16 protein-coding genes and 1 riboswitch are annotated in these 21709 nt (G+C 66.6%); of the genes, 4 read left to right on the top strand and 12 right to left on the bottom strand.

From position 1 onward, the window contains the following. Nucleotide 1: 1 nt before the first annotated feature. From MX659_RS01995 to dnaK, 7 genes are all read right to left on the bottom strand, one after another. Nucleotides 2–553 carry a MarR family winged helix-turn-helix transcriptional regulator gene (locus tag MX659_RS01995; RefSeq protein ID WP_267191808.1) on the bottom strand — a complete coding sequence of 184 codons (552 nt, stop codon included), beginning with the start codon at nt 551–553 and terminating at the stop codon, nt 2–4. A 116-nt stretch (nt 554–669) separates the two neighbouring features. After that, nucleotides 670–1128, bottom strand: coding sequence for an Hsp20/alpha crystallin family protein (locus MX659_RS01990; RefSeq protein ID WP_267191807.1), 459 nt, complete (start codon nt 1126–1128; stop codon nt 670–672). Between the two features lie 48 nt (nt 1129–1176). Further along, nucleotides 1177–3783, bottom strand: a complete 2607-nt coding sequence (gene clpB / locus MX659_RS01985) for an ATP-dependent chaperone ClpB (protein ID WP_267191806.1) — start codon at nt 3781–3783, stop codon at nt 1177–1179. A 210-nt stretch (nt 3784–3993) separates the two neighbouring features. Next, the gene (locus MX659_RS01980; RefSeq protein WP_267191805.1) at nt 3994–4398 is read right to left on the bottom strand and encodes a heat shock protein transcriptional repressor HspR; all 405 of its coding nucleotides are present in this window, start codon (nt 4396–4398) and stop codon (nt 3994–3996) included. 19 nt (nt 4399–4417) lie between these two features. After that, the gene (gene dnaJ / locus MX659_RS01975) at nt 4418–5539 is read right to left on the bottom strand and encodes a molecular chaperone DnaJ (RefSeq protein ID WP_267191804.1); all 1122 of its coding nucleotides are present in this window, start codon (nt 5537–5539) and stop codon (nt 4418–4420) included. A 3-nt stretch (nt 5540–5542) separates the two neighbouring features. Next, nucleotides 5543–6187, bottom strand: coding sequence for a nucleotide exchange factor GrpE (grpE, locus tag MX659_RS01970; RefSeq protein ID WP_267191803.1), 645 nt, complete (start codon nt 6185–6187; stop codon nt 5543–5545). A 2-nt stretch (nt 6188–6189) separates the two neighbouring features. Further along, nucleotides 6190–8082 carry a molecular chaperone DnaK gene (gene dnaK, locus MX659_RS01965; RefSeq protein WP_267191802.1) on the bottom strand — a complete coding sequence of 631 codons (1893 nt, stop codon included), beginning with the start codon at nt 8080–8082 and terminating at the stop codon, nt 6190–6192. A 323-nt stretch (nt 8083–8405) separates the two neighbouring features. Between dnaK and MX659_RS01960 the strand changes: the two genes are divergently transcribed. Then, on the top strand, nt 8406–8594 hold the full coding sequence (locus tag MX659_RS01960) for a 4Fe-4S binding protein (protein ID WP_267191801.1): 189 nt from the start codon (nt 8406–8408) through the stop codon (nt 8592–8594). Between the two features lie 68 nt (nt 8595–8662). Here the strand turns inward: MX659_RS01960 and MX659_RS01955 are convergent, their stop codons facing one another. The 3 genes from MX659_RS01955 to MX659_RS01945 are packed head-to-tail and all read right to left on the bottom strand — an operon-like array spanning nt 8663 to nt 10861. Beyond that, nucleotides 8663–9205 carry a hypothetical protein gene (locus tag MX659_RS01955; RefSeq protein ID WP_267191800.1) on the bottom strand — a complete coding sequence of 181 codons (543 nt, stop codon included), beginning with the start codon at nt 9203–9205 and terminating at the stop codon, nt 8663–8665. After that, nucleotides 9205–10146, bottom strand: a complete 942-nt coding sequence (locus tag MX659_RS01950) for an NAD-dependent epimerase/dehydratase family protein (RefSeq protein ID WP_267191799.1) — start codon at nt 10144–10146, stop codon at nt 9205–9207. Before MX659_RS01950 ends, MX659_RS01955 begins: the two co-directional genes overlap by 1 nt. A 10-nt stretch (nt 10147–10156) precedes the next feature. Then, nucleotides 10157–10861, bottom strand: a complete 705-nt coding sequence (locus tag MX659_RS01945) for a class E sortase (protein ID WP_267191798.1) — start codon at nt 10859–10861, stop codon at nt 10157–10159. A 79-nt stretch (nt 10862–10940) separates the two neighbouring features. Beyond that, nucleotides 10941–11030, top strand: a riboswitch (cyclic di-GMP riboswitch). A gap of 97 nt (nt 11031–11127) precedes the next feature. Between MX659_RS01945 and MX659_RS01940 the strand changes: the two genes are divergently transcribed. After that, complete coding sequence (locus tag MX659_RS01940; protein ID WP_267191797.1) at nt 11128–11703, top strand: hypothetical protein; 576 nt, start codon at nt 11128–11130, stop codon at nt 11701–11703. An 81-nt stretch (nt 11704–11784) separates the two neighbouring features. On the opposite strand, the gene MX659_RS01935 is transcribed toward MX659_RS01940, so the two are convergent. Together MX659_RS01935 and lon are read right to left on the bottom strand one after the other, a co-directional pair. After that, nucleotides 11785–15867 (bottom strand): DUF7507 domain-containing protein, encoded by a 4083-nt coding sequence (locus tag MX659_RS01935; RefSeq protein ID WP_267191796.1) that lies wholly within the window; start codon nt 15865–15867, stop codon nt 11785–11787. 239 nt (nt 15868–16106) lie between these two features. Continuing rightward, entirely contained in the window at nt 16107–18458 is a 2352-nt protein-coding gene (gene lon / locus MX659_RS01930; RefSeq protein ID WP_267191795.1) for an endopeptidase La, read from the bottom strand. A 96-nt stretch (nt 18459–18554) separates the two neighbouring features. Between lon and MX659_RS01925 the strand changes: the two genes are divergently transcribed. Together MX659_RS01925 and MX659_RS01920 are read left to right on the top strand one after the other, a co-directional pair. After that, complete coding sequence (locus MX659_RS01925; RefSeq protein ID WP_267191794.1) at nt 18555–20558, top strand: hypothetical protein; 2004 nt, start codon at nt 18555–18557, stop codon at nt 20556–20558. Between the two features lie 5 nt (nt 20559–20563). Beyond that, the gene (locus MX659_RS01920) at nt 20564–21706 is read left to right on the top strand and encodes a PIN domain-containing protein (RefSeq protein ID WP_267191793.1); all 1143 of its coding nucleotides are present in this window, start codon (nt 20564–20566) and stop codon (nt 21704–21706) included. The last annotated feature ends 3 nt before the right edge of the window (nt 21707–21709 follow it).

Raw genomic sequence — 21709 nt, 5'->3', positions numbered from 1 at the left:
CTCACTCCTCGTTTCCCGCGGAACGCTTCTCTGCCCGCCACAGCGGCAACCACTGAGCGACGTTTTCTCCAAGCCGCTCCATGAGCTCCACGAACGTCGTCATCTCCTCTTCGGTGAACCCGTCGAACATCGTCTTCATGTGGTCGGCGAACACCTCTCCGAGCGCCCGGGCGGCCTCACGGCCTTGGTCCGTCGGCCAGATCCTCATCAAGCGCTGATCGGCGGCGTCCGGCCGTCGTTCGACGAATCCTGCGCGCTCCATCTTCTGCAGCATGGCCGTCACGGTCGGCGGCGAGACGTGCAACCGGTCGGCAAGCTCGCGCTGGCTGAGACCCGGCGTCGACGCGACTATGAACAGGCACGCCGCCTGGCCCGGATGGACACCCGCGCCCTCGAAGACCGTGAACGCCAACTGGCGATAGAGCGTCATGACGCGCTTGAGCGAACGGAAGGCGGCGTACAAGTGCGGATCGACGCCTGCCGCCTGCGCGACCTCCCACTCGTCATCGAACGGCGGGGAGCCTTCTGGATCGTCGATGCGCGAACACGGCACAGCGATTCCTTTCGTTAGCATGCTAACCGTTAGCATACTATCTTTTGCGTGAGCGACTGTCAACGAAGGCGGCTCCGGGAATCCCGGAGCCGCCTGCCATCCGAGCTACGAGGGCGTCACTTCTTTCCGATCTCTACCTTCGTGGTCTTCGGCTTTGCGCTCGCAAGAGCTTTCGGCACGCGAATCGCAAGCACGCCGTTCTCGAAGCCGGCTTCGATGGAGCTGGGATCGACGCCCTCGGGCAGAGCGATCGTGCGCTCGAACGCGCCGTAGCAGGTCTCGCACAGAAGCCAGCTCTCGTCCTTCTCCTCGAGCGACGCTTTGCGCTCGCCTTTGATCGTCAGCACGTTGTCAGTGACCTCGACCTCGACGTCGTCGGGAGACACCCCCGGCAGCTCAGCGAGCACCACGATGTCGTCGCCGCTCGCCTTGACGTCGATCTTCGGCATCCACGCCACGGCCTCGACCCGCGCCTCGCTCTCACGCGGCGCGCTTCCGAGCCGCGCAAGGATCTGCTCCATCTCGCGCTGCATCCTCAGCATCTCGCCGAACGGATCCCACTTCGCTATCGCCATGCGTATCACCTCCTGCGCTTCGGCCCGCGACCATGGCCTGCCGCGGTCCTACCGGGACTCGTGCCTGACGGCGCGGATCCCAATCTCGTCTCCGATCACGTCTATGATGACCGTGTCGCCTTCGCGCACCTCGCCTGCGACGAGGGCTTTGGCGATTCGGTCGACGACCTCCCGCTGGATGACACGCTTGAGCGGCCGCGCTCCGTACACCGGGTCGAACCCGTCGATAGCGATGCGCTCGAGGGCCGCCGGCTCGATCTGGAGCGTGATACGGCGCTCGGCGAGCCTGAGCGTGACGCGCTCCAGCTGCAGCTGCGCGATCTCCGCCACCTGCTCCATCGTCAGCGGGTGGAAGACCACGATGTCGTCGATGCGGTTCAAAAACTCCGGCCTGAATGTCTGGCGGAGCACCTCTTCCACCGCGGCCTTCATCTGCTCGTAATCGCCGCTCTTGGCGAGCTCGGTGACGTACTGGCTGCCGACGTTGCTCGTCATGATGATGATCGTATTGCGGAAGCTCACGGTGCGGCCCTGACCGTCGGTGAGGCGCCCGTCGTCGAGCACCTGGAGCAGCACGTTGAAGACCTCCGGGTGCGCCTTTTCGATCTCATCGAGCAGCACGACGCTGTACGGACGACGGCGCACCGCCTCGGTGAGCTGGCCGCCCTCCTCGTAGCCGACATAGCCAGGCGGCGCACCGATCAGCCGCTGCACGCTGAACTTCTCCATGTACTCGCTCATGTCGATGCGCACCATGTTGCGCTCGTCGTCGAAGAGGAACTCCGCGAGCGCGCGCGCGAGCTCGGTCTTGCCGACGCCGGTCGGGCCGAGAAAGAGGAACGAGCCCAGCGGACGGTTCGGGTCTGACAGCCCCGCCCGCGCTCGCCGGATGGCGTTGGCAACGGCCGCGACGGCCTCGTCCTGGCCGACCACCCGCTTGTGCAGCAGCTCTTCGAGGTGCACGAGCTTCTCCATCTCGCCTTCGAGGAGCTTCGAGACGGGAATGCCGGTCCAGGAGCTCACCACCTCGGCGATCTCGCTTTCGGTGACCTCCTCTTTGAGCATGGCCTCGCCGGACTGCAGCTGTTTGAGCCGTTCGTCGGCCTCGGCAAGCTTGCGCTCGATCTCAGGGATGCGGCCGTAGCGGATCTCGGCGGCCCGCTGCAGGTCGCCGTCACGCTCGGCCCGCTCGGACTCGATCTTCGCTTCGTCTAGCTCGGCCTTCAGGCGCTGGACCTCGGCGATCACGGACTTCTCGCTCTCCCAACGCGCCTTGAGGCCCGTGAGCTTCTCAGTGAGCTCGGCCATCTCCGCGCGCAGCGCCTCCAGCCGCTCCTTGCTCGCCTCGTCCTTCTCCTTCATGAGCGCCTGCTCCTCGATCTGGAGCTGGCGCAGCTTGCGATCGAGCTCGTCGATCTCGGTGGGCATCGAGTCGATCTCCATGCGCAAGCGGCTGGCGGCCTCGTCGATGAGGTCGATGGCCTTGTCCGGCAAGAAGCGATCGGTGATGTAGCGGTCCGAAAGCATCGCAGCCGCCACGATGGCGCCGTCGGTGATGCGCACGCCGTGGTGCACCTCGTACTTCTCTTTCAGTCCGCGGAGGATCGCGATGGTGTCCTCGACGCTCGGCTCACCCACGAACACCGGCTGGAAGCGTCGCTCGAGCGCAGCGTCCTTCTCGATGTGCTCCCGGTACTCGTCGAGCGTCGTCGCGCCGATCGCGTGCAGCTCGCCGCGGGCGAGCGCCGGCTTGAGCATGTTCGATGCGTCCATCGCGCCTTCGGCCGCACCGGCGCCGACGAGGGTGTGCAGCTCGTCGATGAACAGGATGATGCGGCCTTCGGCGTTCTGCACTTCGCGCAAGACGGCCTTCAGCCGGTCCTCGAACTCGCCGCGGTACTTCGCGCCCGCCACCATCGCGCCTAAGTCGAGCGCGATGATCTCCTTGTCCTTCAACGTCGCCGGGACGTCTCCAGCGACGATGCGCTGCGCGAGACCCTCGACGATAGCGGTCTTGCCGGTGCCCGGCTCGCCGATGAGGACTGGGTTGTTCTTCGTCCGCCGCGAAAGCACCTGGATGACCCGCCGGATCTCCGCGTCGCGACCGATCACCGGGTCGAGCTTGCCCTCGCGCGCCGCCGCCGTGAGATTCCGGCCGAACCGCTCGAGCGCTTGGAACTGCGCCTCGGGATTCTGATCGGTCACGCGCGCGCCGGCCCGAAGCTCTTCGATGGCGGCCGCAAGCCGCGGAGCCGTGACGCCGTGCACGCTCAGGATGCGGCTGGCTTCTCCGCCCTCCTCGACGATGCCGAGCAGCAGGTGTTCTGTCGACACGTACGCGTCTTTCAGCTTCTCGGCGTGCTTGAAGGCGCTGTTCAGAACCGTGTTAAGGCGCGGCCCGATGCCTGCCGGCCCGGCGGCGCCGGGACCGGAAACCTTCGGCATCTTGGCGATGGCCGATGCGACCTCGGCCTCCACGAGGTCGGGGTCCGCACCGACCTTCTGCACGATCGGCCGCACGATGCCCTCGGCGGCGTCAAGCAACGCCTTGAGCAGATGCTCTGGCTCTATCACCTGCGAAGAGGCCTCGTCGGCGATGCCCTGCGCCGCCTGGAGCGCCTCTTGCGCTTTCACTGTCAGTTTGTCCAACCTCATGTCTCATCAGCTCCTTCGAGCGCCCAAGCGCCCGCGTTCCATTCCGTCTCGGCCGCACCGGCCGTCACCGCAGCGTTCAAGCCGGCGCCGCGCGCCCCTTCAGCAGGCGTGACCACGCCCACGCCAGGAGCCGTCATACCGGCCCACCGGGTATTTCCCCGGCCCGGACGCCTTCGAGCCAGCGGATGAATCCGCTTCGACGATCGCCCATCATCCGTCCCTCCGGACGATGCCGCCCCGTGGGACGTGCACGATGTCCGCTCGCATGCTCTGGCGGACACGCTGGATCTCGATGGCGAGCCGCCGCTCCGCCTGGCTGACCTCAGCGCGAGCCTGCTCGAGCTCTGCCTGCAGCCGCTCGATCCGGTCCTCGAGCTCCAAGATCCGCACCACGCCTGCGAGGTTGACGCCCTCGTCTTGCGTCAGGCGCTGGATCAGCCGGAGACGCTCGATGTCCGCGTCGGAGTACAAGCGCGTGTTGCCAGCCGAGCGCTTCGGCTTGATCAGGCACTTGCGCTCGTAGATGCGAAGCGTCTGCGGGTGCATGCCTGCAAGCTGGGCCGCCACGCTGATCATGTACAGCGGCCGCTCCTTGTGGCCCCGTTGGCTCCTCATCGCTTGCCTCCTTCGTCATTCACCGGATGTGCGAACGGACGTCTTCGGTGTAGACCCGCGCGAACTCCTCCAGGAGCTCGCGTTGACGCGCCGTCAGTTTCGTCGGCACTCTCACGCGAACCCTGACCTTCAAGTCGCCCGCCCCTTTGCCCTTGAGCCGCGGCGCTCCTTTCTTGGGAATCCTCAGCACCTTGCCGTCCTGCGTGCCTGCCGGGATCTTGAGCTTCACCCGCTCGCCTGCCGGCGTAGGGACCGTGACCTCGGTGCCGAGAGCCGCTTCCGCGATCGTCACGGGCAGCTCGATCACCACGTCAGCGCCGTCACGCGTGAAGTAGGGGTGCGGCTTGACGTGCGTCACCACGTACAGATCGCCTGGAGGGCCGCCGGCGGCGCCGGGTTCGCCCTTGCCCTTGAAACGCAGCTTGCTTCCGTCCGTGACACCGGCGGGGATGTTCACGGTCACTGGCTTCACGCGCGTGACCGTTCCGCGACCTTTGCAGGTGCTGCACGGCTGCTCGACGATCGTGCCCTCACCACCGCATCGAGGACAGGGCCGCGAGAACGCGAACAGCCCCTGCCCCTGCGTGACGTGCCCGGAGCCCTTGCAGGTCGGGCACGTCGTTCGGCCCGTTCCCGGCCTCGCGCCCGTGCCGTGGCACGTCGAGCACGTCTCGTCACGCCGCACGTCGACCTTCGTCGAGATGCCGCGAAGCGCCTCGTCGAACGAAAGCGTCACGTCGTACTGCAGGTCTGCGCCTCGCCGAGCCGTCGCTGTCCGAGCGCGACCCGTGCTCGCCCCGAATCCGGAGAACAGGTCCCCGAACAGGTCGCCGAGGTCTCCGACGTCGCCGACGTGCGTATAGGTGAACCCGCCCGGCCAGGCGCCTGCGCCGCCCGCCGAAGCCCCAGCTCCAGGCGGGACGTTGCCGCCGAAGTATTGGCCGAACTGGTCGTACTGCTTGCGCTTCTCGGGGTCCGACAAGACCTCGTACGCCTCGTTGATCTCCTTGAAGCGCTCTTCGCTGCCGCCCGCGTCGGGATGGTGCTTCCGCGCCTGCTTCCGGAAGGCCTTCTTGATCTCCTCTTGCGTGGCGTTCTTGCTCACGCCGAGTATGTCGTAGTAGTCCTTGGCGGCAGCCATGGCCTACTCCTTCGCCGCCTGGCCTCCGACGCTCACGACGACCATCGCGGGCCGAATGATCCTGCCCGCAAGCGAATAGCCCTTCTGATAGACCTCCAACACCGTTCCTTCGGGCACGCTTGCATCCTCGCGCTGCCCGACCGCCTGGTGCCGCGCAGGGTCGAACGGCTGGCCGAAGGGGTCGATCGCCTCGACACCTTCTTTGGCGAGCACGCCGAGCATCTGCTTGTGCACCATCTCCACGCCTTGCAGCAGCTGCTTGAGGTCGCCGCCTGCCGTCACATGGTCGATGGCGCGCTCGAGGTTGTCGAGCACGGGCAGGAGCTCGACGATGATCCGCTCACCGGCGCGAGCGGCCATCTCGGCCTGGTCGCGCGCGACGCGCTTGCGGTAGTTCTCGAACTCCGCACGCACGCGCTGCGCCGTCTCAAGGTGCTCGGCGGCCTCCTGGCGCGCCGCCTCCAACTCCGCTTGCAGCTGATCGCCGCGCAAGTCGAGCTCCGCCCCAAGGTCCGCCTCGAGCTCGGGGTCGAGCGGAGCGGACGCTGCGGAGACGTCCTCGCGGACCGCCTCCGCAGCGCGATCGTCGCGCCGTTCGTGCTCCGAAACCGGCCCGCCGCCGGAGCCCGTGTGCTTCCGCTCGGCCATGGCTACTTCTCCTCGTCCACGACCTCGAAGTCAGCGACCTCTTCCTCGCCCTGCTCAGACGCAGTCTCGGCGCTGCCGGCCTCGCCGCTGGGCGGAGCCTGGTGGTACGCGATCTCTGCCAGCTTGAACGACGTCTGCTGCAGACGTTCGGTGGCCTTGCGGATGGCGTCCAGATCGCTTCCCTCGAGCGCCTTCTTCACCTCCGCGATGGCCTCCTCGCACGCGCTCTTGGTCTCGGCCGGCACCTTGTCGCCCAGGTCCTTGAGCGACTTCTCAGTCGCGTACACGAGCGTGTCGGCGTTGTTGCGGACTTCGACCTCTTCGCGCTTGCGACGGTCTTCTTCGGCGTGCGCCTCGGCCTCGCGAACCATCCGCTCGACCTCTTCATCCGACAGCGCAGTCGTGCCGGTGATGGTGATCTTCTGTTCCTGGCCGGTGCCCAGGTCCTTCGCGCTGACGTTCACGATGCCGTTCGCGTCGATGTCGAACGTGACCTCGATCTGCGGCACGCCGCGCGGCGCAGGCGGGATGTTCGTGAGGTGGAACCGGCCGAGCGTCTTGTTGTCGGCCGCCATCTCACGCTCGCCCTGAAGGACGTGGATCTCCACGCTCGTCTGGCCATCCGCCGCGGTAGTGAAGATCTCGCTCTTGCGGGTCGGGATCGTCGTGTTGCGCTCGATCAGCTTCGTCATGACGCCGCCGAGCGTCTCGACGCCGAGCGAGAGAGGCGTCACGTCGAGCAGCAGGATGTCCTTGACGTCGCCCGCAAGCACGCCGCCCTGGATGGCTGCGCCGAGCGCCACGACCTCGTCCGGGTTCACGCCCATGTGCGGATCCTTGCCGGTGAGCTGCTTCACGAGCTCCTGGACCGCCGGCATGCGCGTCGAACCGCCCACGAGGATGACGTGGTCAATGTCAGACTTCGACAGACCGGCGTCTTTGATGGCCTGCTCGACCGGTTTGCGGCACCTGTCCAGCAGGTCCGATGTGATCTTCTGGAACTCCGCGCGCGTGAGCGTGTAGTCCAGATGCTTCGGGCCGGTCTGGTCAGCCGTGATGAACGGGATGTTGATCTGCGTCGACTGCATCGACGACAGCTCCATCTTCGCCTTCTCGGCGTGCTCCTTGAGCCGCTGGAGCGCCATCTTGTCCTGATGCAGGTCGATCCCGTGGTCGGCCTTGAACTTGTCTGCGAGCCAGTCGATGATCCGCTGGTCCCAGTCATCGCCGCCGAGGTGGTTGTCGCCAGAGGTCGACTTCACCTCGAAGACGCCCTCGCCGATCTCGAGGATCGACACGTCGAAAGTGCCGCCACCGAGGTCGAACACGAGGATGGTCTGGTCCTGGCCCTTCTTGTCGAGACCGTACGCGAGCGCAGCTGCGGTCGGCTCGTTGATGATGCGCTTCACCTCGAGGCCGGCGATCTTGCCAGCGTCCTTGGTCGCCTGGCGCTGCATGTCGTTGAAGTACGCCGGCACCGTGATGACGGCCTCAGTGACCGGCTCGCCAAGGTACGCCTCCGCGTCGGCCTTCAGCTTCTGGAGGATCATCGCTGAGATCTCCTCCGGCGTGTACTGCTTGCCCTCGACTTCGACGACGGCGCGGCCGTCTTTGCCCTTGACGACTTTGTACGCCACCGTCTTGCGCTCCGACTCGACCTCCTCGAAGCGCCGTCCGATGAACCGCTTGATGCTCTTGATGGTGTTCTCGGGGTTCGTGATCGCCTGGTTCTTCGCCGCCTTGCCGACGATGCGCTCGCCGTTCTTGCGGAACGCGACGACCGACGGCGTCGTGCGGTCGCCCTCAGCGTTCACGATGATGGTCGGCTCGCCACCTTCCAGCACCGCCATCGCCGAGTTCGTCGTCCCGAGATCGATGCCGATTATCTTGCCCATGTCCTGCCTCTCCTTCCGAGTCCGCGCGTGCGCGGTCGTTGTCTGTCTCCTCGCAACGGGCATCATACCCGCTTTTCGCTCCTGCGACTCTACAATCTAAGTGCATTAGTGTCAAGTTTTCTAAAACGACCTGGCTTATGATACCCAGCTCGCCCTCCGTCTAATCGTTGGCACGCGCGGGAACGACGAGGGCCAGCAAGATGTCTCGATGATTCCTGTCTTCCGCCTCTTTACACGCACTGGCGCGTCGGATACTGTACGTCGCGGTTTGGCCCGCCCACGTCATCTGCGTTCGGGGGGCGTCTACGACGAAGGAGGAGCACATGCCTCGACCCATCATCGATCCTGAAGAGTGCTCGGGCTGCGGGATCTGCGTGGACGCATGCCCTGAAGGCGTCCTTGAGCTCGTGGACGACGTTGCCGAACCGGTGAACGAGGACGACTGCACGGGGTGCGCGACCTGCATGGAGGAATGCCCGATGGGCGCGATCGTGGAGATCGAAGAGGACTGAGACCTCGCAGCATCGTGTTCCGAGCACTGGGCGCCATCGCACGGCGCCCAGTGCTATTTTCCGGGTCCTCAGCTTCTGACGAGCGCCTTCATCTGACGCCACACGACGCGCTTGGCCGCTTCGTCAACGAGCGCTGCCGAGAAGTCGTCCGTTGCAAGCAGGATGTGCCCGGGCAGGTGGACGGGCACGCCTGGCTTGAGCGCCTCTGTGCCGAAAGCGGCGGCGACATCGCCGGCGGCGACCGCGTCGAGCGCGAGCACGAGCTCAGCCTCCACGGCCTCGGCCAGCTCGCGGACCCGCCTCGCCACTGCGTCCGGGTGCTCCTCGGCCTCCGCCGAGGGCCTGCTCGCCATGCAGAACGGGTCGCCCTCGACGCCGAGCGCTGCGAGCGCCTTCCGGAGGGCCTCGCCGTCCTTTCCCCCGAACACGCGCCCGGCGACAGCGTCGGCCTCGGTCGGATGGCCCTTCACGGCCAGCACCGCGCTGTACGCCGGAGCAGACGACGCCGCGCGCCGACGCCCCGGCACGAGCGACTCCGCACGCTTCACCTCGGCCGCGAGCTTGGCCTGCCAGAGGTGGGCGGCGCCGACGTGCTCCTCCTCAGCCGGCATCACACGCTCCTGGCGAACCACTGCACGGTCATCGCAAGCCCGGTTTCCAGAGGGACGCGCGCCTCCCAACCGAAGACGGACCGCGCCTTGACCGGATCGAGAGCGCTCCTAGCGATGTCGCCCTCCCGCGCAGGCGCATGCTCGACCGGCCCTGCGTAGCGCGTCGCCGCGCGCAGGTGCGCGACCAGCGTGTCGAGCGACGTCTCGGATCCGGTCGAGATGTTGTAGGCTGGACCGTCTTCACCCTCGCCCGCGAGCGGTTCCGGCGATTCGAGCGCAGCGAGGATGGCGCTCACCACGTCTCCCACGTAGATGAAGTCGCGGGTCTGGGAGCCGTTCCCGAAGACGATCGGTGCGCGTCTCGCCGACATCGCCGCCGAGAAGATCGCCACCACTCCGCCTTCGCCGCGCCAGTCCTGCCGCGGCCCGTACACGTTCGAGAACCGCAGCGATGCGAAGTCCACGCCGCTGCCGCGGAGCTCCTCTGCGAGCACGCGCTCCGCCTCGAGCTTCGATGCGCCGTACGGGTTCGCCGGCCGCTTCGCTGCCGTCTCGCGCAGCGGCAGCTCCGCCGGCTCGCCGTACACGGCGGCAGACGACGCCGAGATCACCCGCGACGCGCCGCACGCCTTCGCTGTCTGCGCGACCGCCCGCGTCCCATCGACGTTGATGCGCCGGTCGCGCGCGGGGTCGTGGATCGATGCAGGAACGCTCGTCTGCGCGGCGAGGTGGACGATCGCCTCGGGACGGATCGCGACCACAGCGTCGGCGAACCCGTCGCTCGTGATGTCGAGCGTCCGCATCATCGCCGCCGGGTGGAGGTTCTCGAACCGCCCGGTAGAAAGGTCGTCGATCACGTGCACCTCGTGGCCCCCACCGAGAAGCGTCCACACGAGATTCGACCCTACGAACCCGGCCCCGCCGGTCACAAGCACGCGCATCTGCATCTCCTCACTCGCCGGTCGTGTCATTCACTGAAGCGCCCACCATCTTCGCACGAACCACGATCCTGTACCGGGCGCTGTACGGCGGATGGCACGCGGTCAGCGTGAGCGACGGAGTGTCCGTCGTGTCGAAGACCTCCACCTGGTCGGGGCGCACGACGAAGACGCGCTCGACCACGTACCGGTAGGTCGTGTACGGCGCGACGAGCACGATCGCGTCCCCCGGCTTGACGCGGTCGATCCGCCGGAACGGGGCACCGTACGTGGTCCGGTGGCCCGAGATCCCGCAGTTGCCCGTCGGCCCGGGGACGTCCGTGTACGGCGCCCATCCGGGGCCCCGCGTCAGGTCGCGCGGAGCGACTCCTCTTACGACCACAGCGTCAAGTCCCATCGCGTCACAAACGAGACGCGCGAACGCCTCCCCTTCACGAAGCGCTGCCCAGTAGGCCGCATCGTTCTTCCACGCACTGAAGTCGAGCGTGGTCGTCACCTCATGAGAGATGGCCAAAGCTGACAGGGCCGGGGACTCCGCACGAAGCACCTGCTGCGCGCGTTCCGCGAGCAAATCCGTCACGCCGTAGTAGGCCAGGATGCCGAGGGCCACGCCGAAGAACCAGTTGCTCATGAGGCGCGTGCGCGAAACGGCGCGAGCGGATCGCTGCGGTGTCTCTGCCGCGTTCTCGCTCGTACCTTCGAATACTGTCCGCGCCATCGTCATCCTCGCTAAAGCGGGACATCGCCGCTGCCGATACTGCAAGTGTACGGCGATTGAGAAGCGAATACCGGGCGAACCCCGAAAAAGGCACCTCCGCTGAAAGGCGGACGACGCAAAGCCACGGGTCTACAGGAGGCCACCCTCCCAGGACAGCCGGGCTGCCGAGGCAGAGCGCTGGCACGAACGCCGGCCCGAACCCTCAAGAGGCCTTCTCGGGGGGTTCGGGCCGGTTTCGCGCTCTGGCTCGAAAAGGGGCGTTCGAGATGAAGCAGGCAACGAAGAGCCGCACCAGGCTCATGACCCTCGCGGTGGTCGCCGCGGTCGCCATCGCGGCGAGCGCAGTGGCCGTCCTGCCGAGCGACAGCGCATCGGCACGTCTGGCGATCGGGACGACTATCGAGGCCGCGCAACCGGCGATCCCAGCGGTGACGTTCGAGGACGTCGCGCTCGTGCCGGCCGCCGCGTGGAAGCAGCCGACGCCTGTGGCAGTCGCTGAGCCGAGCGGCGCGGTGCCCAAGCCCGCTGGTACGGCGTCCACCGCGTCGAAGCCGAAGACCGTCAGCACGCGGCCAGCGACCTCCTCGGGTGACGAGCTCTCCGAGGCGCGGCGGATCCTGGCCGGGCTGATCGCGAAGTACCCGATCCTCAAGGGGACGACGGTGAGCTTCGGCGATACGAAGGGCTACCAGGCGATCTGCTACTACAAGTCCGGACGCATCGTCATCAACCCCAACCACACTGCGAGCCTGTCCCGCATCCTCAACCACGAGGTGTGGCACATCATCGACTGGCGGGACAACGGTCGCATCGACTGGGGCGAGAACGTGCCGCCGCGGTGAGTCGAGCACCGAAAGCGCAGCGCCACGAAAGCGGGGGCCGCGGATGCGGCCCCCGCTTTCGTGGCGCTGACGCGCCTGCCCCTACTCCTGAGCCCGCCTGCGGATCGCGATGCCGAACACCGCTGCAAGCGTCGCTGCGATGACGAGCAACGTGATGCCGCCGCCGGTGAATGGCAGGAACGGCTCTTCGGTGGTGACCCGCACCGTCCAGGATGACTCGTGGTCGCCGGGGTTGATCACGGCGACGTTGCGGATGTTCGTCGTCCCTTCAGACAACTCGGTCGAGATGCGCATCGTGTAGGTGATGGTCCTGGTCTCACCGGGGCCCAGCGGAACGGTGTCGATCCACACGAGCGTCCCATCGACGACGGCGCCGCCAGCGGTGTCGACGGGCGTGAGGTACCGCTCGTCGTAGTCATCGACGATCCGCACGGAGTCGATCACGCCGCCGCCTATGTTCGAGTACGTCAGCGTGTACGTGACAAGGTCGCCGGCGTCGGCGACGGACCTGTCCGCGCGCTTCACGATCTCGGTGTCGGTGAACGGCAGGAACTCCTCTTGGTTGCCGAAGTCGAGGTCCGAGACCGCAGCGCCGTTGCTCACCACGAAGGTTCCCTCAGGAGCTGCCGTCTGCGTCCAGCCGTCCTGCTGCTCCTCCGCCACGTAGTACGTGCCGGGAAGCAGGCCGTCGAACGAGTAGGAACCGTCCTCGCCGGTCACTGCGACGTCGTACAGCACGAACCCAGGCGCCGCATCCGGCAGCGAGACAGGCTCCATACCGCCGTTGGGCGACTCGCGGTACAGACCGATCGTCCAGCCGGGGAGACCGACCTCATCGGGTTTGTCCCACACGCCGTTGCCGTCGTCGTCAGAGAACTTGTGGCCGGACACGCTCGCGGTGTATGTGAAGGAGTTCGTGGTGTCGCCGTCGAGGACTTCGCCTTCGGTGACGCCCAGAAGCACCTCTTCCCCGTCCTGAGCGGCGTACCACGACACGTTGCCGATCTCGTACGGATACGCGACCTCGACCGACGCCGCGTACGGCCCGGATCCGGTGAGGTCGATCCGCATGGACTCACCGTTGAGCGTGAATTCCACGAAGAACGTGACGCCCGCTGGAGCCGAATCGAACGTGAGCTCGAAAGTCTTGGTGTACAGCACCTTGTGGTTGCCGAAATCGGCGTCCTCTACGACGGTGCCGTTCTCGATGACGAGGTCGCCATCAGGCGCGTCCGTCATCTGCCATCCCGGCTGTCCGACTTCCTCGACCCGGTACGTGCCCGGCAGCAGGCCGGTGAAGGAGTACCAGCCGCCTTCGCCGGTCACCGTCTCAGCGACAGGAGTCCACGTGTACGGAAGCACGAGCGGCTGCACGCCGTCGACCGGCGGCATCGTCGAGCGCCGGTAGAGCTTGATGGTCCAACCAGCAAGCCCGTCCTCGCTCTCCTCCCACGAGCCGTTGGCATTGAGGTCTTCGTACTTGTGGCCCGAGATCGAGCCGGGGCCGTGCTCCCAGCTGTTGGTCATGGGGCCGGTGAGGGTCTCGGGACCGAGGACGCCGGAAAGCGGCACCTCCTCGCCGTCGAGCGAGGCGAAGAACTGCCAGGAGGAGATGGTCGTGCCCCAGGGCAGGACGACGTCGGCCGCGTAGCCGCCCTCGGCGCTCGGGGAAAGCGCGAGGTCGGAGGTGGACGCGCCTGCCGTGTAGCGCACGAAGTAGCCGTCGGCGGCAGGCATGCCCTCGCCCACGGAAAGCGAGAAGGTCTTGGTGACGTCGACCGCCACGCTCGCGTCGTCAGAGGCGGTGACCTCGCGCTGAAGCGCGTCGGTGCCGGTCGCGACCGCCGTGTCCACGGTCGGCTCGCTCACGGTCTCGGTCCACTCGAAGGCATGGGACTCGTCGGGGCCGAGGACGAGGTCGGTGGCGAGCGTGCGCCGCACCGCGCCGTCCACCCAGTCCACGACGTCGACGGTGAGCGTGGTGTTGCCGGTGTTGAGAACCGTGACGCGGTAGGCGACCTCGCCCGAGTCGGTGACGCGGCCAGGCTCGGCCGTCTTGGTCACCGAGAGCGCGGGCATGAGGACGTCCACGTGCGCGTCGTCCGAGTCCGAGACGGTGCCGAAGGAGGTCAGCCCCTCTGCGTACGCCGTGTTGTCGAGCGAATCGGCCTCAGGCGCCTCCATGGAAAGCACGATCTGCATCCCGAGGTCCGAAAGCGCCTGGCCCGGGGCGAGCGACACCGGGGCGGGAAGCAGGTTCGCGCCGCCGTAGAAGGCCGGGTCGGTCACCGTCGTGAGCAGGACCGCGATCTGGCCTGTGTTGCGCACATCGATCGTGTAGGCGAGCGTGTCGCCCGGATGCGCGGCCTCAGGCGAGACGGACTTGTCGACCTCGATCGCGCCGGGGCGCTGCTGGTTCACGAAGTCCGCGCCTTCGATGGCGGTGCCCGATCCGATCTGGAACGGCCCGAGCGCCGGCCCTTCAGGCCAGATCCTCAGGTACTCGTCCTGCTCGGCCTCCTCCACGGTGTAGGAGCCAGGGAGCAGCCCGGTGAACGAGTACGAGCCGTCCTCGCCCGTGGTGGCCTGATCGTAGAAGAGGCCTTCGCGGAAGAGCTTGATGAGCCAGCCCGCGCCCGGGACGTCGCCTTGGCCGTCCCCGTCGGCGTCGATGTACTTGTGGCCCGAGATCGAGCCGGGGCCGTGCTCCCAGCTGTTGGTCATGGGACCGGTGAGGGTCTCGGGGCCGAGCGAGCCGGAAAGCGGCACCTCCTCGTCGCCGAGCGAGGCGAAGAACTGCCAGGAGGAGATGGTCGTGCCCCAGGGCAGGACGACGTCGGCCGCGTAGCCGCCCTCGGCGCTCGGGGAAAGCGCGAGGTCGGAGGTGGACGCGCCTGCCGTGTAGCGCACGAAGTAGCCGTCGGCGGCAGGCATGCCCTCGCCCACGGAAAGCGAGAAGGTCTTGGTGACGTCGTTTCGACGGTTCCCGATCTTCAGCGGGTTCGGCAGCGTCGAGCTGCTTCCCACGGTGATGGGGTTCGGAATCGTGGTCGTGAGGTGATAGCCCGGTTTCGGCTCCTCTGTGAGCTCGTATCCGCCGGGGGGAAGCTCCGAGAAGCAGAATGTCCCGTCCGCACCAGACATGGCATCGAGGCTGAACTCGAAGCCTGGCCCAAGGTAGCGCAGGCGGAAGACGAACCCCGCAAGCGGACCTTCGCCCGCGTCCTGGATGCCGTTCCCGTTCTTGTCCTCGAACTTGAGCCCGCAGATCTTGTACGGCGGGATCAGCGACGGCCCCACTTTGAACGGCACGGTCTTATCGCCGATGTTCTCGCCGTTCCACTCGACGAGACGTGCCTGAGCGCTCGCACCCGGGTAGCCGGAGGCTCCAACAAGCGGAGCCCAGTCATGGCTGATCGCGAGATGCCCTTCGAAGTATATGTAGCCCTGCTTGCCCTTGGGGATCTCGAAGCCGCTCGCCTCGGGAAGGACCGTCCGGAGATAGGCCGGATCGGAATCATCGTCCTTGATGGTCGGCGTGTAGACGCCCGAGGCACCCCCCTCAACCTCCCAGCGCCAGCCCTTCGTAGCGTCAATAGCTACCGCTGAGCCTGACTTGTGGTCGACCTTGTAGACCATCGGCGGGACCTGGACCGCGCCGCTGCCCTGCTTGTTATCGATGGTCAGCCGGAAGGGGATCCATTCGCCTTCGACGTACCCGCTCACTTGCCCGTTGGTCCACTTGGGATGCGGATCTCTGTCCCAGCCCTCGAATTCGACCGAGCCGACTTCGGCATAATCTGCCGTCGGCCCGATGGCTTCAGCCGCCGGAACCGGCGGAGCGGCGTTCTGCTTCGGAGCGGGCGGTGGCACCGGTTCGGTAATCGCGTCCGACTCGCTTGGTGCAGCGACTCGTTCAGGCGCCACCGGCGCGACGACTTCAGTGACCGCAGGCTCGTCGAGCTCGGCGATCGCCGCCTCAGGCGTGTCCGGCGCAGCTGGCTCTGCAGCGGCAGGCGGAGGCGTCGAGTCTGACGATGACGGTTCGCTCCCTACGTCGGCATACACGGCGATCGCGGGGCTCACCATCGCGACCGCCAGCAGGACGGCCAGGAGCGCCGAGAACACCCGGCCGATACCTCCGCTGTCCTTTCTCCAGTGCATCACAGCAACCACCCCTTCCCTCCTGTGCCGCTGGATCGAAAGCAACAGATGGTTCACAGAAAGCAAAGACCGGCCCCATAACAGGGCCGGTCTCACCATTGACTCGTGCTCGCCACATGGTGACCGTGTGGCCGGCGAGCGCTCAGACGTCTCCCTCGGTACTTCCCTCTGCGTCTTTCAAGACATGCGCAGTACGTGAACTGTGTTCCCCGTCACAATCGTTGCCAAACGGCGGGGCGTTAAGTTCTTGTTGCTCTCGAGCCCGGCTTGAGCGCGTGCTCCAACACCTCGCTCATGCGCTCGACAGGCACGACCTCCATCTCTGTCCGCGCGTGTTCCGGCACGAGCTCCAGGTCGCGCAGGTTCTCCTTAGGGATGATGACCTTCTTGATGCCTGCCCGGTGCGCGGCGAGCAGCTTCTCCTTGAGCCCGCCGATGGGCAGCACGTGGCCTCTCAGCGTGATCTCGCCGGTCATAGCGACCTCCCGCCGCGCCGGACGGCCGGTGAGGACCGAGACGAGCGCAGTGGCCATCGTGATGCCAGCAGACGGACCGTCCTTGGGAATCGCGGCCGCGGGGACGTGGATGTGGATGTCCAGCTTCTCGTTGAACTCTGGATCGATGCCCAGCTCGCTCGCTTTGCTTCGGATGTAGCTCACAGCGGCCTGCGCGGACTCCCGCATCACCTCGCCGAGCTGACCGGTAAGGATGAGCTTGCCGCTGCCCTTCATCGTCGTGGCCTCGACGAAGATCACATCGCCGCCGACCTCGGTCCACACCAGCCCTGTGGCGACACCGACTTCGTCGCGCTTCTCGGCCAGACCGAAGCTGAACTTCGCGGGGCCGAGGAACTCATGAACGTTCTTGACCGTCACCGAGGTCTTCTCGGTGCGACCTTCGACGACATTGCGCGCGACCTGCCGACAGATGGCCGCTATCGACCGCTCGAGGTTGCGCACGCCGGCCTCGCGGGTGTACCGGCGGATGATCTCACGCACCGCCGGGTCCGAGATCGAGATGAGCTTCCTGTTGAGCCCGTGCTCCTTGACCTGCCTCGGGATCAGGTAGCGCTTCGCGATCTGCAGCTTCTCCTCCTCGGTGTATCCCGGGAAGTGGATGACTTCCATGCGGTCTCGAAGCGCCGGCGGGATCGTGTCGAGGAGGTTGGCGGTCGTGATGAACATGACGTCCGACAGGTCGAACGGCGCTTCGAGGTAGTGGTCCTGGAAGGCGTTGTTCTGCTCGGGGTCGAGCACCTCGAGCAGCGCCGCCGTCGGATCGCCTCGGAAGTCCACGCCGACCTTGTCGATCTCGTCCATCATGAACACCGGGTTGCGTGTCCCGGCCTGGCTGATCGACTGGATGATGCGGCCCGGCAACGCGCCCACGTAGGTACGGCGGTGGCCTCGGATCTCCGCTTCGTCCCGTACGCCGCCGAGCGACATGCGGACGAACTTGCGGTTGAGGGCGCGCGCGATCGACTTTCCGATGGAGGTCTTGCCGACGCCCGGCGGCCCCACGAAGCACAGGATCGGGCCGCGCATGTGGTCGGTGAGCTTGTGCACCGCGAGGTACTCGAGCACGCGCTCCTTGACCTTCTCCAGGCCGTAGTGGTCCTCGTCGAGGATCTTCTGCGCCTCGTTCAGATCGAGCTTCTCCTCGTCCACGACCTGCCAGGGAAGCCCCACCAGCCAGTCGAGGTACGATCGGATCACCGCAGTTTCCGCCGCCGCTTGCGGCATCTTCTCAAGCCTGCCGAGCTCCTTGAGCGCCTTCTCCTTGACGGCCTCAGGCATGCCAGCGGCCTCGATCTTCTGCTTGTACTCCTCGATCTCTGCCTGCATCTCGTCGTACTGGCCGAGCTCCTGCTGGATGGCTTTCAACTGCTCGCGCAGGAAGTACTCGCGCTGGGTCTTCGTCATCGACTCCTTGACGCGGCTCTGGATGCGCGAGCCGAGCTCGAGGATCTCAAGCTCCTTGCGCAGGAACTCGCTGGCGATCGACAGGCGCTGCTTCGGATCGATCGCCTCCAGGATCTGCTGCTTCTCCTCGGTCTTGAGGCTCAGATGGAACGCGACGAAGTCGGCGAGCCGTCCTGGCTCCTCGATGCCGTTGGCGGCGATCAGCACCTCTTGCGGTATCGGCTTCCCCAGCTGCGCGGCGCGCTCGAAGTCAGCAACGAGGTTGCGCATGAGCGCCTCGGTCTCGAGGTCTGCCTCGGCGGCCTCCTCGATGGGCTCGATCCGGACCTCCATGTACGGATCTGTCCGGAGGTACTCGACGATGCGTACCCGTTTGATTCCTTCGACGAGCGCCTTGGCTGTGCCATCAGGCAGCTTGAGCTCTTGCAGGATGCTCACGACGCACCCGATCGAATGGATGTCGTCGGGGTCGGGCTCCTGCGTCTCGGCCTCGCGCTGCGTCGCCAGCGCCACCAGATGGTCCGCGCGCATCGCCTGCTCGAGGGCGTTCACGGACCGTTCGCGGCCAACGAAGAGCGGCACGACCAGGTTCGGGAAGAGCACGAGGTCGCGAAGCGGTATCAGTGGGAGCACTTCGGGGATGGCTCGCTGCTCGTCTTTCTCCGACATGCCGTCCGTCCTTTCGTCAGCCCTCTTGCGTCGTGAGATAATCCTTTCCCAGAACTTCTGCGTCAAACACCTGGCGCCTGCACCGATGAGGTTCGTATGCCCGTTCTTCGCACCGATGGTCGACCGCTCGGCGCGCGTGCGCTTGTCGTCGCGCTGGCTGCCGCTGTTGTCGCAGGCAGCGTGCCTGCCACACCTCGCGCCGAGGCCGCGCCCGCGCGCCAGAACGTGACGGTGCGCGTCCGCCATGCGCAGCCCGCCTATACGCCCGATGCCACGTTCACCGTGGACGTCGCAGCAGACCTTGCGCAGCCGGCGGAGTACTTCGAGGTCCGCCTGAGGCTCAGCTCGCCCACCGGGCGCCTTCTTTACCAGAAGACAGAGGTGCGGCACAACGCCACTGCCGGACGCCTCACCGTCACGTTCTCCCGACCGTTCGCGGGGCTCGGTGTACGGCAGGGCCGCTACCCTCTCGAGGTGCGCGTGCTCGCGACTGGGGGCGATCCGGTCACCGTTCGGAGCCGCATCCTCGTGCTCGATGACCTGGCTCGACCACCGGTGCCGGTCGTCCTCGTCGCGCGTCTCGTCGGCCCTCCTGCCCTCGACCCGGACGGCGTCTTCGCGACCGACCCGTCGTTGTACCCGCGCCCACGTTCGGACGCCGAACGCCTTCTGGACGCGGCCGGCCGTCATCCATCGTCGGTCATCGTGCTGTCGGCGCCACCAGCGCTCGTCGAGGAGTGGCTGCGTGCATCTGACGGCTACAAGGTGATCGAGCCGGGAGGCACCCGCGAAGTCCCGCCAGAAGATCCCATCGCCATCGCATCTGCGTCGCTTGTCCGGCGTCTCAGGGACTCCGTCCAGGCGCGGCGCCTCGAGCTGCTGGACGTCCCGTACGCCGAGCCCGATGTCCGCGCACTGGATGCGGCGGGGGCCGCGAAGGACCTCGGCGACCACTGGGCGCTCTCGACGTCGGTGTTCGCGCGCGCCACAGGCTCCTCTCCTGCAAGCGGCACCGCGTTCTTCGCCACACCCGTGCCGCGATCAGCCCTCGTACAAGCGCAGGCCCATGGGGCCCGCTTCATCGTGCTCGCTCCCGGCGCGCTCGCATCCGGCAACGCCACGGCCTCGCCTGGTGCGTATCGGATCGGCCAGGGCCTCGTCGGGCTCGTCCCCTCGCCAACCCTCGCTGAAGCAGCGCGCGCGGACGACCCAGACGCCTTCTACGACGTCCTGTTCGACCGCGCGACGTCCGAGGAGCCGACCTCGCCGGTGATCGCTCTATTCGAGCTCGGTCCGGGCGCTCCGCATACCGCCGCGGACGTCGAGCGGGCGCTCGGTTGGATCGAGGCCGCACCCTGGGCGTGGGCGGTGGGCGCGAGCGAAGCCGCCCGCGCGGGTGCCCGACGCGACGCTGCTCCGAATGCCGAGGCACCGAAAGAACCGCCGCTCCCGCCGTACTGGCCAGAGGTCGCTCGGGCTCGCTTCGCGACGGTCGCACTCTCAGAGGCGCTCGGTGCCGAAGACGACGACGCCCGAAACGCAATGCGGCACGCCCTGATCGCCGAGAGCGCTCTGTGGGCAGGCGCGGACGGCACCTATGCGTTCAGGGAGCGGGCTCTTTCGTTCGCTCGTTCTGCGTACGAGACGGCGCAGCGCTTCTTCGACGGCATCGCGATCGATGCGAAGGACGTCACACTTCCCGGCGTCACAGGAGACGTCCCCGTATCGATCGTCAACACCACCGGCAAACCGATGCGCCTTTCCCTCGATGCCAGCGCCGTGCGCGCTTCGGTCCGCGGCGTACCGAAACCCGTGACCGTCCAGCCAGGAGAGAACGTCGTGACGGTCGCCGTGGACATGAAAGGCGAGATCTCCGATCGCGTCCGGATCTCGCTTGCGTCCGGCGACGTCACGCTCGCTTCGAGCGAGATCCTCGTGCGCGCGTCGTACCTGGACCGCATCGTCACCATCGCTGGCGTGCTGCTGTTCTTGCTCGCGCTGCTCGCCTACATCCGCAGGCGAGCGATGCGCGCAGAAGCGGGTGGTACCATTGCCTCTGGCGACGCTTCGGACGCGTCCCCGCCCACGAATGGATCGTGATCGGAATGCGAACTATCGTCCTGGATACGAACGTGCTGCTGAGCGACCCGGAAACGCTGCTCGCGTTCCCGGATGCCGATGTCATCGTGCCCGACGTCGTGCTCGGCGAGATCGACAAGCTCAAGACGCAGCGCGTCGATCCCGACCTCCGCTACAAAGGCCGTGAGGTCAGCCGGATGCTCTTCGAGATGTCAGAGGGAGGCAGTCTCACGGAAGGCGTGGAGACGCCGCACGGAGGACGCATCCGCGTCGTCGGACTCGACCCAGACAGGCCGATCCCGGACGGGCTGAGCCCCAAGAACGCTGACGACCGCATCCTTGCTGTCGCATTGCAGGTGTGCAGCCAAGGCTGCGAGGACCTCACGCTCGTCACGAACGACCTCAACATGCTCATCAAGGCGCAGACCCTCGGCATCAAGGTCGAGCGGCGTCCCGAGCTCGAGGGAGGGTTCGCGCGCACGTACATCATCAGGCCGTTCCAACGGTACCGTGTGCCGCTCACGATACTCGCGGTCGCGATCGGCGTGTTCGCCGGCGTGCTGGCCCTCGCGTTCTACACGACGAACCTGACGAACCGCCCCGGAACAGCAGACGTGCCCACCGAGTTCCGCGACTTGCTGTCGGCAGACCAGCGGACGCTGCTCGACGGGCTCACGCGCTTGCAGTCCGAGCCGAACGACGCAGAAGCGATGAAGTCCGTCGCTAACGCGTACTACAACCTGCGCGACCAGACCGGTAACGTGCAGTTCGCACGCAAAGCCATCGACTACTACCAGCGCTACTTGCGCCTCCGGCCTGACGACGTGGACGCGCGCACCGACCTCGCGGCCATGCTCTTCTACTCCGGATCCACCGACGAGGCGATCCAAGAAGCGACACGCGTCTTGGAGAAGAAGCCCGACCACATCCAAGCCAACTTCAACCTGGGTATCTTCTACTGGCGCGGCAGGGCCGACTACAAGGCGGCCGCGCTGCAGTTCAAGAAGGTGGTCGACCTCACGACTTCAAGCGGAGACGCCCACGCAGCGCTCATCAGGCAGCAAGCGGAAGCGAACCTTCAGAGCATCATCAAAGAGGCCGAGGCGGCCGGGCAGCCGCTCGATTTGAAGGCGCTCGGCATCCAGACGAACGGAGGCACCACGTCGTGAGCG

Source organism: Parvivirga hydrogeniphila, assembly GCF_023371205.1.
GTDB lineage: Bacteria > Actinomycetota > Coriobacteriia > Anaerosomatales > Anaerosomataceae > Parvivirga > Parvivirga hydrogeniphila.
The sequence above is the reverse complement of the archived record's forward strand: the minus strand, read 5'-3'. Positions and strand labels throughout refer to the sequence as shown.